This is a genomic window from bacterium, from assembly GCA_016716565.1.
Taxonomy (GTDB): domain Bacteria; phylum Bacteroidota; class Ignavibacteria; order Ignavibacteriales; family Ignavibacteriaceae; genus IGN2.
Genome location: JADJWC010000002.1, coordinates 803,276 through 824,442, shown reverse-complemented (window position 1 = coordinate 824,442; position 21,167 = coordinate 803,276). Strand labels below are relative to the sequence as shown.

19 protein-coding genes and 2 pseudogenes are annotated in these 21,167 nt (G+C 36.4%); 15 read left to right on the top strand and 6 right to left on the bottom strand.

All coding sequences use genetic code 11. The features are described 5' to 3' along the window. The first annotated feature begins 63 nt into the window (after positions 1-63). Both IPM14_10525 and IPM14_10520 read left to right on the top strand, forming a co-directional pair. Positions 64-474 carry a hypothetical protein gene (locus IPM14_10525; protein ID MBK9098526.1) on the top strand — a complete coding sequence of 137 codons (411 nt, stop codon included), beginning with the start codon at positions 64-66 and terminating at the stop codon, positions 472-474. Then, complete coding sequence (locus IPM14_10520; protein MBK9098525.1) at positions 471-2,123, top strand: NAD(P)-dependent oxidoreductase; 1,653 nt, start codon at positions 471-473, stop codon at positions 2,121-2,123. The genes IPM14_10525 and IPM14_10520 overlap by 4 nt, the downstream gene beginning before the upstream one ends. A gap of 17 nt (positions 2,124-2,140) precedes the next feature. On the opposite strand, the gene IPM14_10515 is transcribed toward IPM14_10520, so the two are convergent. After that, positions 2,141-2,446: a hypothetical protein gene (locus IPM14_10515; protein ID MBK9098524.1), complete on the bottom strand. Its 306-nt coding sequence runs from the start codon at positions 2,444-2,446 to the stop codon at positions 2,141-2,143. 108 nt (positions 2,447-2,554) lie between these two features. Next, positions 2,555-3,454, bottom strand: coding sequence for an EamA family transporter (locus IPM14_10510; protein MBK9098523.1), 900 nt, complete (start codon positions 3,452-3,454; stop codon positions 2,555-2,557). A gap of 218 nt (positions 3,455-3,672) precedes the next feature. Between IPM14_10510 and eno the strand changes: the two genes are divergently transcribed. The 3 genes from eno (at position 3,673) to IPM14_10495 (ending at position 7,436) form a co-directional block, all read left to right on the top strand. Beyond that, positions 3,673-4,968 (top strand): phosphopyruvate hydratase, encoded by a 1,296-nt coding sequence (gene eno / locus IPM14_10505; protein ID MBK9098522.1) that lies wholly within the window; start codon positions 3,673-3,675, stop codon positions 4,966-4,968. A 90-nt stretch (positions 4,969-5,058) separates the two neighbouring features. Then, entirely contained in the window at positions 5,059-6,441 is a 1,383-nt protein-coding gene (gene glnA, locus IPM14_10500) for a type I glutamate--ammonia ligase (protein MBK9098521.1), read from the top strand. 206 nt (positions 6,442-6,647) lie between these two features. Next, a complete protein-coding gene (locus tag IPM14_10495) occupies positions 6,648-7,436 on the top strand; it encodes a DMT family transporter (GenBank protein ID MBK9098520.1) in 789 nt (262 codons plus the stop codon). 94 nt (positions 7,437-7,530) lie between these two features. Here IPM14_10495 and IPM14_10490 read toward each other — a convergent pair whose 3' ends face one another. Further along, positions 7,531-8,046, bottom strand: coding sequence for an O-acetyl-ADP-ribose deacetylase (locus IPM14_10490; GenBank protein MBK9098519.1), 516 nt, complete (start codon positions 8,044-8,046; stop codon positions 7,531-7,533). Positions 8,047-8,205: 159 nt separating this feature from the next. Between IPM14_10490 and acsA the strand changes: the two genes are divergently transcribed. From acsA to IPM14_10460, 6 genes and pseudogenes are all read left to right on the top strand, one after another. Then, entirely contained in the window at positions 8,206-9,924 is a 1,719-nt protein-coding gene (gene acsA, locus IPM14_10485) for an acetate--CoA ligase (protein MBK9098518.1), read from the top strand. 198 nt (positions 9,925-10,122) lie between these two features. Beyond that, positions 10,123-10,662: a DUF2007 domain-containing protein gene (locus IPM14_10480; GenBank protein MBK9098517.1), complete on the top strand. Its 540-nt coding sequence runs from the start codon at positions 10,123-10,125 to the stop codon at positions 10,660-10,662. Positions 10,663-10,715: 53 nt separating this feature from the next. Beyond that, positions 10,716-10,970 (top strand): acyl carrier protein, encoded by a 255-nt coding sequence (locus IPM14_10475; GenBank protein MBK9098516.1) that lies wholly within the window; start codon positions 10,716-10,718, stop codon positions 10,968-10,970. A gap of 5 nt (positions 10,971-10,975) precedes the next feature. Further along, entirely contained in the window at positions 10,976-12,223 is a 1,248-nt protein-coding gene (locus IPM14_10470; GenBank protein MBK9098515.1) for a glycine C-acetyltransferase, read from the top strand. 140 nt (positions 12,224-12,363) lie between these two features. Next, on the top strand, positions 12,364-13,629 hold the full coding sequence (kbl, locus tag IPM14_10465; protein ID MBK9098514.1) for a glycine C-acetyltransferase: 1,266 nt from the start codon (positions 12,364-12,366) through the stop codon (positions 13,627-13,629). Positions 13,630-13,672: 43 nt separating this feature from the next. After that, positions 13,673-13,956 (top strand): annotated as a pseudogene (locus IPM14_10460) (GIY-YIG nuclease family protein). A 145-nt stretch (positions 13,957-14,101) separates the two neighbouring features. Here IPM14_10460 and tdh read toward each other — a convergent pair. Together tdh and IPM14_10450 are read right to left on the bottom strand one after the other, a co-directional pair. Then, positions 14,102-15,127, bottom strand: coding sequence for an L-threonine 3-dehydrogenase (tdh, locus tag IPM14_10455; GenBank protein MBK9098513.1), 1,026 nt, complete (start codon positions 15,125-15,127; stop codon positions 14,102-14,104). A gap of 157 nt (positions 15,128-15,284) precedes the next feature. Beyond that, entirely contained in the window at positions 15,285-15,698 is a 414-nt protein-coding gene (locus IPM14_10450; protein MBK9098512.1) for a hypothetical protein, read from the bottom strand. 355 nt (positions 15,699-16,053) lie between these two features. On the opposite strand from IPM14_10450, the gene IPM14_10445 reads away from it, so the two are divergent. Beyond that, positions 16,054-17,826 (top strand): hypothetical protein, encoded by a 1,773-nt coding sequence (locus tag IPM14_10445; GenBank protein MBK9098511.1) that lies wholly within the window; start codon positions 16,054-16,056, stop codon positions 17,824-17,826. Between the two features lie 29 nt (positions 17,827-17,855). On the opposite strand, the gene IPM14_10440 is transcribed toward IPM14_10445, so the two are convergent. Beyond that, complete coding sequence (locus IPM14_10440) at positions 17,856-18,449, bottom strand: c-type cytochrome (GenBank protein ID MBK9098510.1); 594 nt, start codon at positions 18,447-18,449, stop codon at positions 17,856-17,858. Between the two features lie 260 nt (positions 18,450-18,709). On the opposite strand from IPM14_10440, the pseudogene fumC reads away from it, so the two are divergent. From fumC to IPM14_10425, 3 genes and pseudogenes are all read left to right on the top strand, one after another. After that, positions 18,710-20,100: pseudogene (fumC, locus tag IPM14_10435) on the top strand (class II fumarate hydratase). A 48-nt stretch (positions 20,101-20,148) separates the two neighbouring features. Then, positions 20,149-20,862 carry a hypothetical protein gene (locus IPM14_10430; protein MBK9098509.1) on the top strand — a complete coding sequence of 238 codons (714 nt, stop codon included), beginning with the start codon at positions 20,149-20,151 and terminating at the stop codon, positions 20,860-20,862. After that, a complete protein-coding gene (locus IPM14_10425) occupies positions 20,822-21,151 on the top strand; it encodes a hypothetical protein (protein ID MBK9098508.1) in 330 nt (109 codons plus the stop codon). The genes IPM14_10430 and IPM14_10425 overlap by 41 nt, the downstream gene beginning before the upstream one ends. Positions 21,152-21,167 lie beyond the last annotated feature (16 nt).

Here is a 21,167-nt window from a genome sequence, read left to right as displayed (position 1 = left end):
TATTTTGCTTGAAATTCATTTTGTTTATTGACTTATTTGGAGTGTATTTAAATGGGGTTTCGTATGGATTTTAAAGCAGAAAAATTGCTTTCAGTTTTTTTATGGCTCGTTTCTCTTCATTCTTTACTTGTAGGAATAGGCTTAATTTTTTTGCCATCTTCAGCTTTCGAATTTTTAGGATTCGAACCAACTTTCGACAGATTTTTTTCAACTCAGGGCGGTGTATTCCACATTGCAATGGCAGTTTGTTATGCTATGGCAGCAAGTGATTTGATCAAGAATAAACAGCTTATCATCTTTTCGATAATCGTCAAATTTATTGCAACAGTATTTTTATTATGCTATTATCTTTTAATCAGTTCACAGTGGATGATAATTTTTTCCTGCCTAACAGATTTTATTGTTGGCTTGCTGTTATTGTACTTGTATCACAGACTTATAAAAGTATCATATTTTGATCACTGCTACCTATGAAAAAATTACCATCAATAGTGATAACAGGTGCCAGTGGATTTATCGGCAGTTATATAATTGATTATTTAAAAGAAGATTATATAATTTTTGCAATCGCACGTCGCTCAAGAAAAGAAGCAAACATTCCATATCATCCTAATCTTTACTGGCTGCAGTGTGATATTTCAAATCAAAATACAGTTGATGAAGCTGCCAATTACGTGATTGAGAATGGAGGTGCGGATTTTGTGCTTCATCTTGCTGCATTCTATGATTTTACGTACAAGGATAATCCAGCTTACCAGTTTGTTAATATTGATGGCACTAAACATATGCTGGAGTTTAGTGCTAAATTAAAAGCTAAGAGATTCATTTTTGCCAGCTCGCTCGCTGCGTGTGAATTTCCTGCGAACGGAAATGTGATAACTGAAAAAACGTCTCCGGACGCGAACTATCAGTATGCTGTGAGCAAAAAAGAAGGCGAAATATTAGTACAACAATTTTCGAATCAATTTCCTTGCTCTGTAATGAGGTTTGCTGCTGTTTACAGCGATTGGTGTGAGTTTGCTCCTCTGTATAAATTTTTATGCTGCTGGCTCTCAAAGAAAATTGAATGCAGGATTATTGCAGGAAGAGGCGAATCTGCTATCCCATATATTCATATTCGTGATCTTTGTCAGATGATACAAATTATTTTATCGAAGACAGATGAACTACCATCATTCGATATTTATAGCGCCAGCCCGAACGGCTCAACATCACACAAAGAATTATTTCAAATTGCAACGAACTACTATTACGGTGAACAAATTAAACCTTTTTATCTGCCGAAGCTGCTAACCTATCCGGCTCTTGTTCTAAGAAGATTTCTGAAAATATTTAAACTAACGACCAAAGAACCATTTGAGCAATTCTGGATGATTAGATACATTGATAAAAAATTAAATGTTGATTCAACCATTACTCAGCAAAAGCTTGGATGGCAGCCTACTTCAAGGTATCATTTGCGAAGAAGATTGTTATTTGTTCTGGAAAGAATGAAAAGCCACCCGGATGAATGGCATCTAAAAAATGAAGCCGCATTGAAGAGAATTGCGCACAGAGCGAACCTGATGATCTATGAAAAAATGATAGAGCAGAAAGAGGTTCTTCTTACAAAGATATTTGGAACAATTCTGGATGAAAATCCCAGAGAAGAATTTACTAAGTACAAAGAAATGCAGTTGAATGATTTTCAATGTTACATAAGTGCGGTTTATCATCTGCTGCTTGCAACAATAAGAAGTAGTGATCGTAGTCTGATGCTTAAGTATATTGATGATATTGCAATCCGCAGGTTTGCTGAAGGATTTGAGCCAAAAATTTTATGTGACACATTAAAAATTTTTAACGATGTTATTATCAATCATCTGAATGCTTACAAAGAGATGAGCAAAATCAAGCAGGAAATGTATGATAATATCGGTTTGTCGCTTCAGCTTGCACAGGATGAGATAGAAGATTTGTACGATTCACTCGTTAGAAAAATGCCCGGAGAAATTCTTGCGCGCTCAGCAAACTTACCGGACTGCAAAGAGCTGCAAAAAATGATTCACCAGCTGAGTGCATTTTACCAAATGGCTCCTGATGAATTTAATTTGAAGCCTGAAAACCTGGAGAATTTGCGGTAACAGATCAATAAATAATTCTAACCATAATAATCAACTTTACAGCCGCAACCATCCCACATCCGGTTATAAATTTCAAGTCTATCTTTTATTAACTCTTCGCCTTCTTTTTTTGTTTTGATTATCCTGATTAAAAATTCGTCATTAGTGGTTTTTTCCTGAAGAAGCAGATCAGATTGAAATTCGAGAAGACGTATTTTATCTGAGATGTAAGTGTTTTCTTCAATTAAAAGTTTGGAAACAGCCAGCAGCTCATTCACTTCTTCTTTGCTTACCAGCAAGTATTTCTTTTTTCTCAAATTGTTAATGATTTTTTGAATATCCATAGAACATTAAAATTTTTTTATCTGCTGATGAGATGTATTCAGATGAAGTTAGTTGCAGGGGTGAATCAGGAAAACATAAGTGAGAGTATTCAGTAAATTTTTACTAAATCATTTCTTCAATGCAAGAGTATTACCGCGTTTTACCATTGCGACACCTGCTAATATTAATCCGGATGCAATGAAAACAGTAACAGTAAGAGGTTCATTGAGAACATACCACCCGAGTAAAATTGCGATAATTGGATTAATATATGCGTAGGTTGAAACAAGAGAAAGCGGAAGTTTTGTGACCGAATAAATGTATGATGCATATCCGAGAATTGATCCGAATACTATCAGGTAACCTAGTGCCAATACTCCATTTTGAGTGAGATGAAAATTATTTTGCTCGCCAAGAATTAATCCAAGTGCAGTTTGAAGCACTCCTGCAATCAGCATTTGTATTGAAGCGCCCATCATCGGACGTACATCTGTTTTTTTATACTTCCAATAAATACTTCCTGTTGCCCATGATATTACTGCACCAAGTAAACACAATCCTCCTAGCACAACATTAAAATCCAATGCTATATTTAAATCTCTTGCAAAAATTAGAACAACACCGGCTGTACCGAGAAGCAATCCTGAAATTATTAACAAATTAATTTTTGGTCTTTGGGGAAGAAAATACTCTATTCCAACAACCCAGAATGGAAGTGTGCTAAGTATCAGCGCAGTTAACCCGCTTGGAAGCCATTGCTCTGCAACTACAACTAATCCATTTGCAAAACCAAGTAGTAATATTCCAACTATGGCAAGATCCTTCAAATCTTTTAATGCAGGTAACTTGTAATGACGTAAATTTAACAGAATTGTCATTAGCAAACCGGCAATAATCCAGCGTAAACCTGCAAATAACATCGGAGGTAAATCTGCGACTCCAATTCTTATTGCCAGGTAGGTAGTTCCCCAGACAATACAAATTGTTAGCCATGCAAGATATGCTTTTAATCCGTACTTCTCGTGCATTGTTTTTCTAATAATAATTGATTGCCGTAAAAATAATTTATTCTGATAACCTATCAACTTACAATTGATAGGCGGCAAAAAATCTGTTAACTGAATCACAATTACACAGGTAGATATTTGGTGCTAATTCATGATTACTGTGTTTCATTTTCCTTGACCTTTAGGTAATTTTCATATTACAAATTTTAATAATATCTGAAACCCGTACGGAGAAAAAAATGACAACAATAGTTGATGTAGTAGCAAGAGAAATATTAGACTCAAGAGGCAATCCAACTGTAGAAGTTGAAGTGATGCTTGAAAGCGGAATAATTGGAAGAGCAGCTGTTCCAAGCGGTGCTTCAACCGGTGAGCACGAAGCAGTTGAACTTAGAGACGGAGATAAAAACCGATACAATGGTAAAGGTGTTCAAAAAGCAGTTGAAAATGTTAATGAAAAAATTGCTGATCAAATAATTGAACTTGATGCAACCGATCAGATTTCAATTGACAAACTTTTAATTGATCTTGATGGAACTGAGAATAAATCTAATTTTGGTGCTAATGCGATTCTTGGAGTTTCACTTGCCTGCGCAAAAGCTTCTGCAGCAGCACTTGATCTTCCACTTTACAGATACATTGGTGGAACAAATTCAAAAACTCTTCCCGTTCCCATGATGAACATTTTAAATGGTGGAAAGCATGCCGATAATAATGTTGACTTCCAAGAATTTATGGTGATGCCTGTTGGTGCACCAAGTTTTGCTGAAGCGTTAAGAATGGGTGCGGAAACTTTTCATGCATTGAAATCAGTTTTATCAAAAAAAGGATACAACACTGCAGTTGGTGATGAGGGTGGTTTTGCTCCAAATCTAAGATCGAATGAAGAAGCAATCGAAGTAATTCTTGAAGCGATTCAGAAAACTGGTTACAAGATTGGTGAAGAAATTGCAATTGCACTTGATCCTGCTGCAAGTGAGTTCTTCATCAAAGAAAGAAATGCTTATCATTTATTTAAATCAGCTCCGAACCAGGAAATTCCAATTGAAAAAATGGTTGACTATTGGGCAGGTTGGGCTAGTAAATATCCTATCGTTTCAATTGAAGATGGTCTTGCAGAAGACGATTGGGATGGATGGAGATTACTGACTGAAAAAATTGGTGATAAAATTCAGTTAGTTGGTGATGATCTATTTGTGACAAATACTGAAAGACTTGCAAAAGGAATTGAACTCGGTGTCGCAAACTCAATATTAATAAAAGTAAACCAGATAGGAACATTAACCGAAACTCTCGATGCAATTGAATTGGCAAAGATAAATGGTTACACTAGCGTAATCAGTCATCGTTCAGGAGAAACTGAAGATACAACAATTGCTGATATTGCGGTCGCAACTAATGCCGGACAAATTAAAACAGGTTCTGCATCAAGGACAGATAGAATTGCAAAATACAATCAGCTGTTAAGAATTGAAGAAGAACTGGATGTAACAGCAGTGTATCCCGGTCTTGATGCACTAAATTATAATATGTAATCATTCAGCCCGGGAGATAATATACTTCCGGGCATTTTTATCTTTAATAAATATAAAGTTTCAAAACATCTTTTACCCACTGGAATATTTATGAAAAACAATCACATCACAAAGTGTAATGAGTTAATCAAAAAACATAAAGTTGAATTCATCGATCTTAAAGCAATTGATCTGGTCGGAAGACTTCATCACGTAACGCTTCCGTATTATGAGAATATACTTGATAAAATTATGTATGAAGGAGTTGGATTTGATGGATCGAGTTATGGCTTCAGAAAAGTTGAAAACAGCGATATGATTCTTATGCCTGATCTGGAAACTGCTTCAATAGATCCATTTCGTGAAGCGCCAACTTTAAGTTTTTTTTCACACATCGTTTTGACTGATGAAAAACGAAGTCCTTTTAACCAGGACGGGAGATATCTGGCAAAACAAGCTGAGTCATTATTAAAGAAAGTTACAGGCGCTGATAAATCCTGGTGGGGACCGGAGTTCGAGTTTTATATTTTCTCGAATGTTGAATATGACACTCGCACATCATCTTCCTTTTATAAAGTGGAACACGTTGAAGAGTTTTATAAGAAAGCATATCACGCAGCAAATCCATTTGATGAGTACGATGATTTCAGAGATCAGCTTACAAAACTTTTAATTAAGCAGGGAGTAAAAGTAAAGTATCATCATCACGAGGTTGGTGAAAGAGGTCAGCAGGAAATTGAAACTTACTTCTCTGATCTGCTAACTTCTGGTGATAACATCGTTACTACCAAATACATTCTTTTCAACTTTGCTGAAAAGAACGACCTTCATATCACTCTGATGCCGAAACCAATGTATCAGCAGGCAGGCAATGGCCTGCATCTTCATCTTTATTTAACCAAGAATGGAAAAAATATTTTCTATAAAAAAGGTGCTTATGGAAATATGAGTGATCTGGGAAAATATTTTATCGGTGGATTATTGAAACACGGACCTGCTGTCTCTGCGTTTACAAATCCGAGCACAAACTCATATAAAAGATTAGTCCCGGGTTTTGAAGCTCCGGTTGCATTAACATTTGGACAGGGAAACAGAGCTTCAGCAGTGAGAATTCCCAAGTATGTAAATAATCCTGATGAAACGAGATTTGAATATCGTCCACCTGATGCAACAATGAATCCATATTTTGGGATGATTGCAATCTTACTTGCCGGTATTGATGGTGTTGTTAAAAAGATTGACCCGGTAAAAGAAGGATTTGGTCCATACGATAAAAACTTTTTGGAAGATGATTCAATTAAGGATATACAATTCCTTCCACGAAATCTTGAAGAAGCAATGGATGCTCTCGAAGCTGATAATAAATTTTTAAAGCAGGGAAGTATCTTTTCCGATGAACTTCTTGAACAATGGGTTAAAGTAAAAAGAGAAGAAGTTCTCTCAATCGGTACTATGCCTCATCCCTTTGAGTACAAGATGTATTTTAATTTGTAATTATTTTCGTTCAATAATTATCTTATTTAAGTTTAGCCCACGTCATTAGGTGGGCTTTAATAATTAATTGAGCGTAAACTCATTAACTTTTATTCTGAGGATATCTGAACTACATAGGTGAAATAGCGGCACTTGCAACAGCTTTCTGCTGGTCAATTACTTCGTATGCATTTACTAATGCGTCGAGAAGAGTTGGTGCAATTCAGGTGAACATCGACAGGATGGCTTTTGCAAGTATTATACTAATCGTTATCATCGGAATATTTGGAATAAGTCTCGCCTTATCTTTTAATCAGATTTCAAATCTGGTAATCAGCGGAATACTTGGATTGGTTCTCGGTGATTCTTTTCTCTTCAAATCATTTCAGCTAATCGGTGCAAGACTCAGTATAATGATTATGGCTTCTGTTCCTGTAATTAGTGCTGTGCTGGCTTTTTTCTTTCTTGATGAAATCATCTCGTATTTAGGAATGTTTGGAATGCTTCTCACAATCACGGGAATATTGATTGTTGTATTAGAGAAAAAAACAAGCGAAACGAACAATATTACTTTTGACAAACTTGGAATATTTTATGGGTTCCTTGGAGCACTTGGTCAGGCAAGCGGATTAATCTTTGCCAAGTATGCGTTTCAAGGAGGAGATTTAAATGGCTTTGCGGCAAGTTTCATAAGATTATTTAGCGCTTCATTAATTATTATTCCAATTGCATCAACTTTCAGGAGGTATAAAAATCCAATCGGGATTTATTCCAAAGACAAATATTCAGCAAAAGTAATTTTAATTGGAACCATCTTCGGACCGGTTCTTGGAATTACAGGAAGTTTAATTGCAATTGAATATGCTAAAGTCGGAATAGCTTCAACACTTATGGCAACAATGCCGATCATCATGCTGCCAATTTCAAGATTTTACTTTAAAGAAAAGCTAGACTGGAAAGCTATTATTGGTGCATTCGTGGCTGTGATTGGTGCGGCAATAATATTTCTCAGATGAAATCTTATTGCTCTATTGTTAAATTGTTTTATTGTTAAAACAACCTCAGCAATAAAGCAATGAAACAATTATTATTGGATGATTAGCAAAGTTGTCAGATTAATTCATTAACTATTCTCTCATAAACTTCACACGTTTCTTCATCAAAGCAAACAAAAATTACCTTCCCGATTGATTCATTCCTTTCTAAGAATTTTTTTACTTCTGTAGTTGCAATCTTGGTTGCTCTTTCCAGAGGAAAACTATAAACACCTGTACTTATTGCAGGGAACGCAATAGTTTTAATTTTATTATCAACTGCAAGTTTTAAAGAATTGATGTAACAATTAGCTAGTAATTTATCTTCATTATTCTTTCCTCCATTCCAAACAGGTCCAACGGTGTGAATAATATATTTTGCAGGAAGTTTAAATCCGGGAGAAATTTTTGCTTCACCTGTTTTGCAGCCGCCAAGTTTTCTATTGAACTCCAGCAATTCCGGACCAGCTGCACGATGAATTGCACCATCAACTCCACCACCTCCAAGCAATGAAGTATTTGCTGCGTTTACAATTGCATCAACATTAAGTTTGGTTATATCTCCTTTATGGATTTCTATTCTGTTTTTCATTTAGCCGCACAAAAAATTAATTATTTATAGAAGAAATCTAATGAGAAATCATTTTTTATCTTAAAGGGTAGCTAATCGAATAAATTATTTTCCTTAAATTTGAGTCGGCAAATTTTCTGTTTTTAAATATTCAGCAATCTAATTCCGGAGAAAAACTCTATGCCCGAAAACCAGCCTAATATGAAATCCTACGAAGAAGTCTATAAAAATTTTTCCTGGGAAATTTCCAGAAAAGAACTTGGATTCAAAGACGGAGACTTAATTAATATTGGTGAGTACTGTACTGACAGAATTTGCCGAATGGGAAAAGCAAAAAAACTTGCTCTCATCTGGGAAGGTTTTGATGGTGAAGAAAAAAGATACACGTTTGATGATATGCGAATGCTTACAAATACAATCGCAGCTTTTCTGCAGAAACTTGGAATTAATCCCGGTGAAAGAGTTTGTTTGTTCATGGATAAAGTCCCGGAACTTTATTTTGGATTTCTCGGCATATTGAAAATGGGTGCGATTGCACAGCCACTCTTTTCAGCATTCGGTTCTGAATCACTTTTGACCAGACTTGAAGATGCACAAACTTCAGCAATCTTCACTCAGAAAAAACATCTTGCTAAAGTTAGAAACATTGTTGAGCAGCTTCCATCGTTAAAACATATTATTGTTGTTGATGATGACGGAAGCAAACCACTTCGTGAAAAAGAAATTGCTTTTCATATGGATAAAGGAGAAAGAGTAAATGATTTCAAAATTTATCCATCAAAAGCTGAAACTCCTTCTGTCCTTCATTACACTTCCGGAACAACCGGAAAACCAAAAGGCGCTCAGCACGTTCATTATTCATTGATCTCTCAGTATATAACTGCAAAATATGTCCTCGATATTAAAGATGAAGATATTTACTGGTGCACAGCAGATCCCGGTTGGGTAACAGGAACTTCGTATGGAATTATCGGTGCCTGGGCAAATGCTGCAACTCAGTGTGTTCTTGATGCAGGCTTCAAAGCAGAATCGTGGTATAAGTTTATTGAGAAACATAAAATCACAGTATGGTATTCCGCACCGACTGCAATCCGTGCTTTGATGAAAGAAGGAAATGAAATTGTGAAGAAGTTTAATCTTTCATCGCTTCGTCATCTTGCAAGTGTTGGTGAGCCACTGAATGCCGAAGCAGTTATCTGGTCGAAGGAAGTTTTCGGACTTCCTTTCCTCGATACTTACTGGCAGACAGAAACAGGAAGTATAGTTATCAGCAATTATCCTGGAATGAAAATAAAGCCCGGCTCGATGGGGAAACCTTTTCCGGGAATCACTGCAACAGTTGTAGATTTAAAAACTCACCAGCCGATTGAGGAAAAAGGAATTGTCGGAATGATAGCACTCAAGCCCGGCTGGCCTGCAATGTTAAGAGGCTATTGGAACAATGAAGAAGTTTATAGAAAAAAATTCGCAAATGGTTGGTATCTTTGCGGTGACAGAGCAAGCATTGACGAGGAAGGTTACTACTGGTTTGTCGGAAGAGATGATGATGTGATAAACACAGCGGGACATCTCGTTGGTCCATTTGAAATTGAATCAGCGTTGCTAGAGCATCCGTCAGTTGCAGAATCTGCTGTTGTTGGAAAACCTGATCCTATGAATATGGAAGTCGTAAAAGCATTCATAGCACTTAAGCCGGGAAATGAAAAAACAAAAATGCTTGAGCTCGAAATAATGAATTTTGTGAGAAAGAAACTTTCTGCACTTGCAATGCCTCAGGAAATTGAGTTTGTGGATTCACTACCGAAAACAAGAAGCGGAAAAATTATGCGTCGTGTTCTTCGTGCAAAAGAATGGGGCGAAGAGATTGGAGATATTTCAACACTTGAGAATGATATGTAAGAAGAAAAAATGTCATTCCTGCGAAAGTAGGAATCCATTTTATAGAATGTCAGTCTGAGCTTGTCGAAGACTGACGAGTAGTAATTTAGTCACACTTCGACAGGCTCAGTGTGACCAGAAACCTTTTAATTTAGGTTCCGGTTTGAAGCCGGAATGACAACTAAAAAGAAACTGATTAAAATGTATTTTGAGTAAAAAATGAAATCTTGTATAAATCATCCTGATAAAAAAACTTTCTCAATCTGCCATGGTTGTGGAAAGGATTATTGTGAAGAGTGTCTGGATGAAGGGAAAGAATATTATTACTGTAAAAATCCAGAATGTCAAAATCTTCTACGTGGAGAATTACCTCCAACACTTTTGGCTATAAAAATAATTTGTCCAAATTGTTCTTCTGAATTAGAACTTGAAGATGAGGAGAGAACATCAAGAAAAGTTCACTGTCCGGAATGTGAAGCTTTCATCAATCTCAAAGCAATTCCTCCTAAAGTTTTTAAAAAAGAAAATTATGTTGAATTATTTTCTTCTTTAAATCAAGGTGATATCGCTTTAATTCAGTCTATTCTAGATGACTCTGAAATCGATTATTATGTTTTAGGTGAAAACTTCTTGAGTGCTCGTCCACTACTTGAACCGGCAAGATTTTTTGTAAATGAGAATCAATTTGAAGAGGCAAATGAAGTTCTAAAGGAACTTAAATTAAACATCTGGGGAACCTCAAAAAATCAAAATGAGTGATAGCAAATCTTTTTATATAAATAAAATATTCAATGCAGAATGGAGAATACACTATGGCATCAATCAAAGACACAATCCTTCAATACGTAAAAAACGAATACCTGGAAGCTGACGATGACAGGGAAATTACTTACGACACACCACTTATCTCAGGTGGAATAGTTGATTCATTCTCAATGGTTTCGTTAAAGGTTTTTCTTGAGACCAAATACAATATCCAGATTCCCGATGCAAAAGCTTCACCTGAAGCGTTTGACAGCGTGAATAATATTATCAATCTTCTAAAAGAATTCAACGTTAAGGAGTAAATAAAATGGCTTACAATACAGACGTTCGAAAAGTTTATTCCGATCAGCTTGAAGATTTAAAAACACAGGGAATCTTTAAAGAAGAAAGAGCAATTTGCGCTCCGCAGGATTCCGAGATTGAAGTTGAGTTCCCGATCGGCTCGGCAAAGAAAAAAGTCATTAATATGTGTGCAAATAATTATCTCGGACTTTCATCTCATCCCGAAGTTGTAAAAGCTGCACACGACGGACTCGATGTAAGAGGTTATGGAATGTCATCTGTCAGATTCATTTGCGGAACACAGGACATTCACAAAGAGCTTGAGAAAAAACTAACGGAGTTTCTAGGAACAGAAGATACAATTCTCTTTCCATCCTGCATGGATGCAAATGCCGGAGTCTTCGAAGCAGTACTGACTGATCAGGATGTTATGATTGCTGACCGGCTTGTTCATGCTTCGATAATTGATGGAATGCGTTTGTGCAAAGCACAGAATGATTCTTTCAAACATTCTGATATGGCTCACCTTGAAGAGAAACTTCAGCTTCATCAGAACAAAAGATTGAGAATGATAATTACCGACGGCGCATTCTCGATGGATGGTGATCTGGCAAAGCTGGATAAAATTGTTGAGCTAGCTGAAAAATATAATTCGATGGTTTTTGTTGATGACTCGCACGCAAGCGGTTACATCGGAAGAACAGGAAGAGGAACGCAGGAACATTGCGGAGTTCTCGGTAAAATAGATATTATTACAACAACTTTGGGAAAAGCTCTCGGCGGTGCAAGTGGCGGATGTGTTTCCGGAAGAAAAGAAATTGTTGAAATGTGCAGACAGAAAGCCCGTCCTTATCTTTTCTCAAACACAGTTGCGCCGGTAATTGTTGAAGGTGCTTTGAGAGTTCTCGATATAATTTCCAGATCAACTGAAAGACGCGACAAGCTTGAAGAGAATTCAAAGTACTGGAGAAAAGGTTTAACCGATGCCGGCTTTATAATAAAAGATGGCGAAACAGCAATTGTTCCTGTTATGCTCTTTAATGCCAAACTGTCGCAGGATGTTGCCCGTGATCTTTATGTTGAAGGAATTTATGCTGTAGGATTCTTTTTCCCGGTAGTCCCGAAAGGACAGGCAAGAATAAGAACGCAGTTATCCGCTGCTCACGAAAGACATCATCTCGAAAAAGCTCTCGCCGCTTTTATTAAAGTAGGAAAGAAGTACGACATCCTCGGAAAAACAAAACAGGAGATTATTGATAAGTACGGAATGTAAATAAATCCCTCATTTGAATGGTCAGAAGTGATTGATGTCATTTCTGACCTGTTTATTTATTCATTTTCATTTCACTTCACGTCCAATTTCAATATTTTTGAACCGCCAATAATTTTTAATAACAATTCATAAGTGATATTATGTATCGCAGAACAAAATACGATTTAATGCAGGAACTATATACCATCAAAGAAGCAAATCTTTACAAAGACGAGAGAATAATTCTTTCAGATCAAAAGGCTAAAATAAAAGTTTCCTACCCGGCTGATTCAAAACCAAAAGAAGTGCTCAATTTCTGCTCAAATAATTATCTCGGACTTGCAAATCATCCGGATGTAATAAAAGCTGCGCAGAAGACTCTTGAGACTCACGGATTTGGTTTGTCTTCAGTGAGATTTATTTGCGGTACGCAGGATATCCACAAAGAGCTTGAAAAACGAATTGCAGATTTTTACCAGATGGATGATGCAATACTTTATTCTTCCTGCTTCGATGCAAACGGCGGACTTTTTGAAAGCATTCTCGGTCAGGATGACGTAATAATTACTGATCAGCTAAATCACGCAAGTATAATTGATGGAATAAGATTGTGCAAAGCAAGAAGATTAATTTATGAACACTCAGATATGAAATCGCTTGAGCAAAAATTAGTTCTTTCCCGTGAAGGAGCTGACATCTGGGAACACACAGGACTTGCACAAGAGCCTCATCCGGCAAAAAATATTATAATTGCTACTGATGGTGTTTTCTCGATGGATGGAGATATAGCAAAAATTGATGAGATAATTAAACTTGGCGATAAGTACGATGCACTCGTAATGGTAGATGACTCTCACGCAACCGGATTTTTCGGAAAAACAGGAAGAGGTGCAGTTGAATATTGTAATGCAATTGGAAAAGTTGATATCATCACTTCAACTCTTGGCAAAGCAATGGGCGGAGCTTCTGGTGGATTCACAGCATCTAAAAAAGAAATTGTAGATATGCTCAGGCAACGTTCACGTCCGTATTTATTTTCAAATACACTTGCACCTGCTATTGTCGGGGCTTCTATAGCAGCTTTTGATCTTCTTGAAAAGTCCAATGACTTGCGAGATAAGTTAATGGAGAATACAAAATACTTCCGCGAAAAGATGAAAGCACTTGGTTTCGATTTGATTGAAAGTATTCATCCAATCGTTCCTATTCTTTTCAGAAAATTTGATAATGATGCACAGCTTGCTCAGCAAATTTCAAAAGAACTTTATGATGAAGGAATCTATGTTGTTGGATTTTCGTATCCGGTGGTTCCAAAAGGTCAGGCGAGAATAAGAGTACAGATTTCTGCAGCACACTCCAGAGTTGATCTGGATGCTTGTATAAGTGCGTTTGAGAAGGTTGGACGAAAGCACAAGGTTATTGCTTGAAATGGAAATGTCATTCCGGCCTGGAGCCGGAATCTACTTTCTTATGAAGACTTATTTCATATACATCCTCGCAAGTAAGAGAAATGGAACTCTTTATGTTGGGATGACAAATGATTTGATCAGGAGAGTATTTGAACATAAATCAGGTTTGATAGAGGGATTTACAAAAAACTATTCGATCAATAAGCTCGTTTATTTTGAATCCACTGAGGATGTGAATGCTGCTATTCTAAGAGAAAAGCATTAAAGAAATGGAAAAGACAATGGAAAATAGAGCTGATCGAAAAATCAAATCCTGATTGGCGGGATTTATCAGAAGACTTCTAGCTCTAGTTTCTGGATTCCTGCTTTCGCAGGAATGACACTACTCTTCAATTATAGATTAGTATGATTGTCACTCCGGCCTTGAGCCGGAATCCATATAATTTCGATTTTTGGATTCCTGTTTTCACAGGAATGACAATTCAACTTTCTATTCCCAGTCGAGAATCACCTTCCCTGAATTTCCCGACTTCATTATCTCAAATCCTTCCAGGTAATCATCTATTTTATATCGATGAGTTATGATTGGTTGAATTGGTAAGCCACTCTGAACCATCGCCTGCATCTTGAACCAGGTTTCAAACATCATTCTTCCATAAATACCGCGAATGGTGAGTCCGTTGAAAATAACTTTAGTCCAATTTACTGCAGCCTTCTCTGGCAGAATACCAAGTAACGCCATTTTACCGCCGTGATACATTACATCAATCATATCATTGAAAGCATGAATGCTTCCGCTCATTTCAAGACCAACATCGAAACCACTTACCATACCAAGATCTTTCATCACATCCGGAAGTTTTTCTTTCGTGATATCGACGGCTCTTGTAACTCCAAGTTTTTTTGCAAGCTCAAGCCTATATGGATTCATGTCAGTTATGACAACGTTTCTTGCACCTGAGTGTTTCGCAATTACAGCACCCATTATTCCAATTGGTCCTGCCCCAGTGACTAAAACATCTTCACCTAATACATCAAATGAAAGTGCTGTGTGTACAGCATTCCCAAGCGGGTCAAATATTGAAAAAAGTTCTTTAGGGATTTTGGGATCACAATGCCATAAGTTGGAAACTGGAATAACAAGATACTCAGCAAAACATCCCGGACGATTTACTCCAACTCCTTTTGTGTTCGGACAGAGATGACCTCTTCCTTCGCGACAGTTTCTGCAAGTTCCGCAGACGATATGCCCTTCACCGCTGACAAGCTCACCAACTTTTACATCGTGAACGTTGTTGCCGAATGCTTCAACCGTTCCGACATATTCATGTCCGACATGCATTGGGACAGGAATAGTTTTTTGTGCCCATTCATCCCAATTGTAAATATGAATGTCTGTTCCGCAAATTGAAGTTTTGTGGATTTTAATTAATACATCATTCGGACCGTATTCAGGAACAGGAACTTCGTCCATCCAGATTCCCGGTTTAGCATATTTTTTTACGAGTGCTTTCATTTTTTTCATCTTAGTACCTTTCGGACTGTGAGATTAGCAGGCTGATTGCTGTAGTTAATAAATAGAAATTAATTACACTTTAAAATTAGATATAAGGAAAGTAAACAACAATAAATTGATGAGAGAAAGGACGAGGATTATGCTTCAGAACACTAAGTCAGATCAAAGAAAATAAAGCAAATTCAGTTTTACCGATCAGATGTGGTTTACTTTGGATTTCCTTCATTTTTTTATCTACCCAATCTTCAGCGACGCCGTTTACTTTTGCAGTTTCCTTTAACCATGTTGTTTCGGCTGAGCTGATTGCATCGTCAGATAGAGCAAGCTTCAATCCATCTTCAATAAATGATTTAGCAATATTCTGACTGGAAAATTTAATTGGCTCTTCTGTTATATACTTGTTATCAAGAAGGTTGGAAATAGTTTCTTTAAAGAAGTCGGAAGAAAAACCAAGTCTTGTTGCGAACTTATTGATAATAGTTATTTCAGCTTCGCTCAATTGATTGTCTTTTCGCGCAGTAATCAGCAAACCTTTCAGATAGTTGCTGCGATCGAGCTGGGGAATTTCCAAGATAACCTCACTTTGGTTTGATTGTTTCAAAGCTAATTAAATTGAACAGATCAAAAAATGCTTTTATAAGTGCAGTCAAAGATAATACCATAACGCTTGATTGAAATTTAATTAATGAAGATTTGAAATTCAAAGTGATAAGTGGTCGCAACAGGTTGTTTTTAGCAATTTAACATTTTGATGACCTGAATATAAATGTTGTTTCAAGTTTTTATTACCGATAGATATTTAAATTTTACTTGAATTCAGACAAGAAGGATAATCTCCTCCCGTTTTGACGTCTGAAACTCAATTGGATTTTTTATTTTTCATTTAATGAATTTTCACATTAATTAAACAGAAATTATTAACCACTATGCTAAAACTTCTAACATCAATCATTATTATAATTCTGACAAATCAAATGCTATCTCAGCATCAAGAAAAAGACTGGGAAACAGTATTTGAAAAATCTGGATTTCTTTCAACCGCGGATTATGGACAAACTATGGATTATTTCCGCGGGCTTGCTGAAAAATCTGAGTTTGCCGAATTCCATTCCTTTGGCGTTTCTCCTCAGGGAAGAGAAATGAACTATCTGCTCGTAAAGAATGAAAATGACTTAAAAACCGGGTCACATAAAATTGTAGATCAGCAAAGATTACACAAACCAACAATATTGATAATCAATGGAATTCATTCAGGCGAAATTGAAGGTAAGGATGCATCGATACTTTTAATGAGAGAAATCCTTATTACAAAAGAGAAGGAATATTTACTCGATAGTTTGAACATAATCGTAGTACCGATTTTCAGTGTGGATGGTCACGAGCGTAAAAGCAAATACAACAGGATAAATCAGAATGGCCCCGAAGAAATGGGATGGAGAACAACGGCACAAAATCTAAATCTTAATCGTGACTGGATGAAAGCTGATGTATCAGAAATGAGACAAATGTTAAGATTGTATAATGAATATTCACCTGATTTTATTGTTGATACGCATACAACAGATGGAGCTGATTATCAATATGTTGTTACTTATTCAGTTGAATGGTCAAAAAATATTTATAAGCAAACTGGTGATTGGCTGGGAAATGAATTCGCTCCTTATTTGGAAAAGGAAGTTGAAGAAAAAGGATTTCTTATTTATCCATACATTTATTTGAAAAATTGGAGTAAAGGTCTTGATGAAGGATTAATATACTGGCCATCTACACCAAGATTTTCATCGGGATATTTTGCCTTACAGAATCGACCGATGCTTCTTGTCGAAACTCATATGATCAAGCCGTATAAAGATAGAGTTTATTCGACTAAAGCCGTTCTTGAAACAACGATGCAATTTGTTTTTGAGAATTCAAATAAGCTGATGAAATTAAATAGAGAAGCTGATGAGCATACATCAAAGTTGTATGAAACAGGAAAATATCTTCCTATCACTTTTTCAAATACAGATAATTATGATCTTAGTCACTTTAGGGGATATGAGTATTACTGGGATTCATCAGCAATATCTGGAACGCAAAAGCTTATTTATACTGATCGTAAAAAAGATTTTGAAGTAAAATATTTTAATGATATAGTTATTACTGACTCAATAAAGATAGCGAAGGCATATATCATCCCACCTGAATATTCTTACCTTTCAGAAAACCTTTCTCTTCATGGGATTGGAATGAATTCAATCATCAATGAAGATACAATGATATCTGCAACAAGATATAAATTCAAAGAAGTGAAATTTGAATCGGCTCCCTATGAAGGAAGACAAAGGGTGAGATTCGTATATGATACTTATACGGAAGTAGTGAAAATTCCTGCCGGAAGTATTTACTACTCCACCAATTCACGAACCGCAAGAGTTCTTACTCATTTACTTGAACCGAAATCACAGGACTCCTTTGTGCAATGGGGATTTATGAACCAGATCTTTGAGCAGAAGGAATATTATGAAGATTATGTAATGGAAAAATTAGCGGAGGAAATGTTAGCTAAAGATCCTGCACTAAAAAAAGAATTTGAAGAGAAATTGAAAACTGATGAATCATTCAGAAACAGTTCAACAGCCAGACTGGATTTCTTTTATGAAAGATCGCCTTATCCTGATAAACAATTAAATGTTTATCCTATTCTCAGGATTGAGTAAAAAAAGCGGAGATGAACTCCGCTTCAATTTTACTTAACAGCTACTATTGCTGTTGGCGGCAATGGATCAGGAACTTTATTCTTAATTGCCGGCAGCGATTTTAGATACGCAAATATTGCTTTTAAATCTTCATCGGATAATCTGTTCAAATTTTCCCATGGCATTGGTGGCATAATAGGTCTTCCTTCCTTTACACCAAGGTGTTTTCCTGTTCGCATAGCATTGATAAACATTTCCGGCTGCCAGCTTCCGATTCCTGTTGTCATTTCAGGGGTTAAATTAGCCGAGTAAGTTATACCCCATGGTCCGATTGCTGCAGTAAGATCGCTGGAAAAGTAAACATATGGTCCAATCAATGAAGTATCAACCGGAGCTAATTGTGAACCTTCGGGATGACCAGAAAGTCTTTTGCTCATATCAAGCATGGGTCCTTCCGGACCAAATTTCTTTGGTGAATGACAAGCATCACAATCTCCAACCATAACTAAAAATTCGCCACGTTTAATCATTTCCTGCACAGTCATTTCTGTTTTTACTTCCTGTTGATTACAGCCAATGAAAAAAACAGTTGCTGAAACAAGAGCCAAAGACAGATAAACAAAAACAAGCCCTTTGACTTTCATAAAAAATAAACCTCCTTAGTTTATGTATGATGAAAAAATTATTGTAAATGAACGGGCACAAACTTAGGATGACATTTGCCGAACAGCAACTAAATTGATGATGAGCGGTTTTTTATAAAATTGAAATGCATTTAGAGTGTATAAGATTTCATAACTAACTCACAATTATTATTAATGAGCAATAGTAAAATAAAATTGTATTAAATTTCAGGTAACAATTATCAAGATTACTAACTCTTCATTTTAGCAGGGAGAAAAAAATGAATTACAGAATTGAAAAAGACACAATGGGAGAAATAAAAGTTCCTTCCGATAAATATTACGGCGCACAGACCGCAAGGTCATTAATGAATTTTAAAATAGGTGGAGATCGATTCCCGAGAGAAGTAATTCGCGCACTTGGTATATTAAAGAAAGCCGCTGCTCTCACAAATAAAGAATTAGGAACTCTGCCATCGGAAAAAGCTGATCTGATTGTCAGAGCAGCAGATGAAGTGATTGATGGAAAACTTGACGAACATTTTCCACTTGTTGTGTGGCAAACAGGAAGCGGAACTCAAACTAATATGAATGCTAACGAAGTAATTTCAAACCGAGCAATTGAAATTGCTGGCGGTGAAATGGGAAGCAAGAAACCAATCCATCCGAATGATGATGTGAATAAAGCACAATCATCTAATGATACTTTTCCAACTGCTATGCATATTGCAGCTGTTGAAGAAATTCATCGAAGACTAATTCCGATGGTAACAAAACTTCGTGACGCACTTCAGAAAAAGCAGATGAGTATAAAGATATCATCAAAATCGGAAGAACTCATCTGATGGATGCTGTTCCATTAACACTTGGACAGGAATTTGGCGGATACGCTCAACAACTGACAAATGGACTTGAACGAATTGATGCTGCATTGCCAAGACTTTATGAATTAGCTTTAGGTGGTACAGCAGTTGGAACTGGATTAAATACTCATCCACAGTTTGCAGTTAAATCTGCTGATCACATCGCAAAGATTACAGGATTAAAATTTGTTACTGCTCGAAATAAATTTGAAGCACTTGCAACTCACGATGCTCTTGTTGAATTCAGCGGTGTTTTAAAAACACTTGCTGCATCACTAATGAAGATTGCAAATGATATAAGATTTCTTGGTTCCGGTCCACGCTGCGGTTTAGGCGAGCTTCATCTTCCTGAAAATGAACCTGGTTCATCAATTATGCCGGGCAAAGTTAATCCGACTCAAAGTGAAGCGATGACAATGGTTTGTGCACAGGTTTTCGGAAATGATGTTGCTGTGAACTTCGGAGGTGCAACCGGACATTTTGAACTGAATGTTTTCAAGCCAGTCATCATCTTTAATGTTCTTAACTCTATCAGATTAATTTCGGATGCGTGTGAAAGCTTTACTGATCATTGTGTGGATGGAATGGAAGCAATTAAAACTAATATCAAAAAGCATCTTGATAATTCATTGATGCTGGTTACTGCATTGAATCCGCATATCGGTTATGATAATGCAGCAAAAGTTGCGAAGAAAGCTCACGCTGAAAATAAAACTTTGAAAGAGGCTGTCGTTGAGCTTGGTTTGCTCACAGCAGAAAAATTTGACGAAGTTGTGAGACCTGAAAAAATGATTGGTCCTAAAGCGTAACATATTCCCCGTAGCACAGAATATTATTCTGTGCTACAATAATAAATTATGAACTGGAACGGAACAGTATCTCTGCTTATTGCTTGTTTTGAGTTTCTTCTTCTTTTCAATCTGTTAATTTTTGCAGAGAAGAACCGGCTTAACAAAATTGCAATTACTATGGTTGCATTACTTGCAGCATACCAGACAATGGAATTCCTGATGTGTCAGGTTGAATTGCAAAGCTCATTCTTCCCATACTTTGCATTTGTGATAATTTCGTTTCTTCCTCCATTAAATTTGTTATTAACTCTTACTCTTACTCATGATCTTACTCTTACTCTGAAAAGCTGGTTAATTTTCATTCCGGCAATTTTCTTTTCGATTTACTACACATTTATCAACCCTGAATTTGCGGTAACAAGCTGCACAGTTCTTTACGCAACTTATCATTATCCACTTGGTGATTTGTACGGATTCTTTTACTACATGCCGATTCTGATTTCAATTATTCTGCTTGTAGTGTTTGTAAAGAAAGATAGTGATAAAAAGAAAAGATTGGTTGGAAAAGTATTGCTATTCGGTGCGGTATTTATAAGCATTCCACCGGTACTGGGGTTTAGCTTGATGGTTGCAGGTTCTTACTCGCTAATCTCTGCGATGGAAAGTGTTATGTGCAAGTTTGCTTTTGTGTATGCTCTGTGTTTAGCTTTTGTTTGTATTTACAATTCTCCATTTAAAGATGAACGAAACTATTTTAAATATTTATCTGGTTATAAATGATGGACTTGTAACCGAGTTCCGTGTGATGGCTTATGAAATGGAAGGCGGAGATGACAGGAAAATTGATTTTCTGAAAAGTAAAGCAAGAGATGATTATAATAAAGCATACAAGTTCGATGCACCAACAGATAAGCAGGGAAAATTTATGACTTACAACCGTTTCCATAAGTTTGAAAAACGTGGAATGCATTTTCAACTTTTTGAAGAAATCTTTTCCAACTTTAAAGTTGCAGAGCAGCCATTAATATGTGTAACGCCGGTTGTTGATGGAGAGATTTACAGTAATTGACTCAAATCCTTCGTGG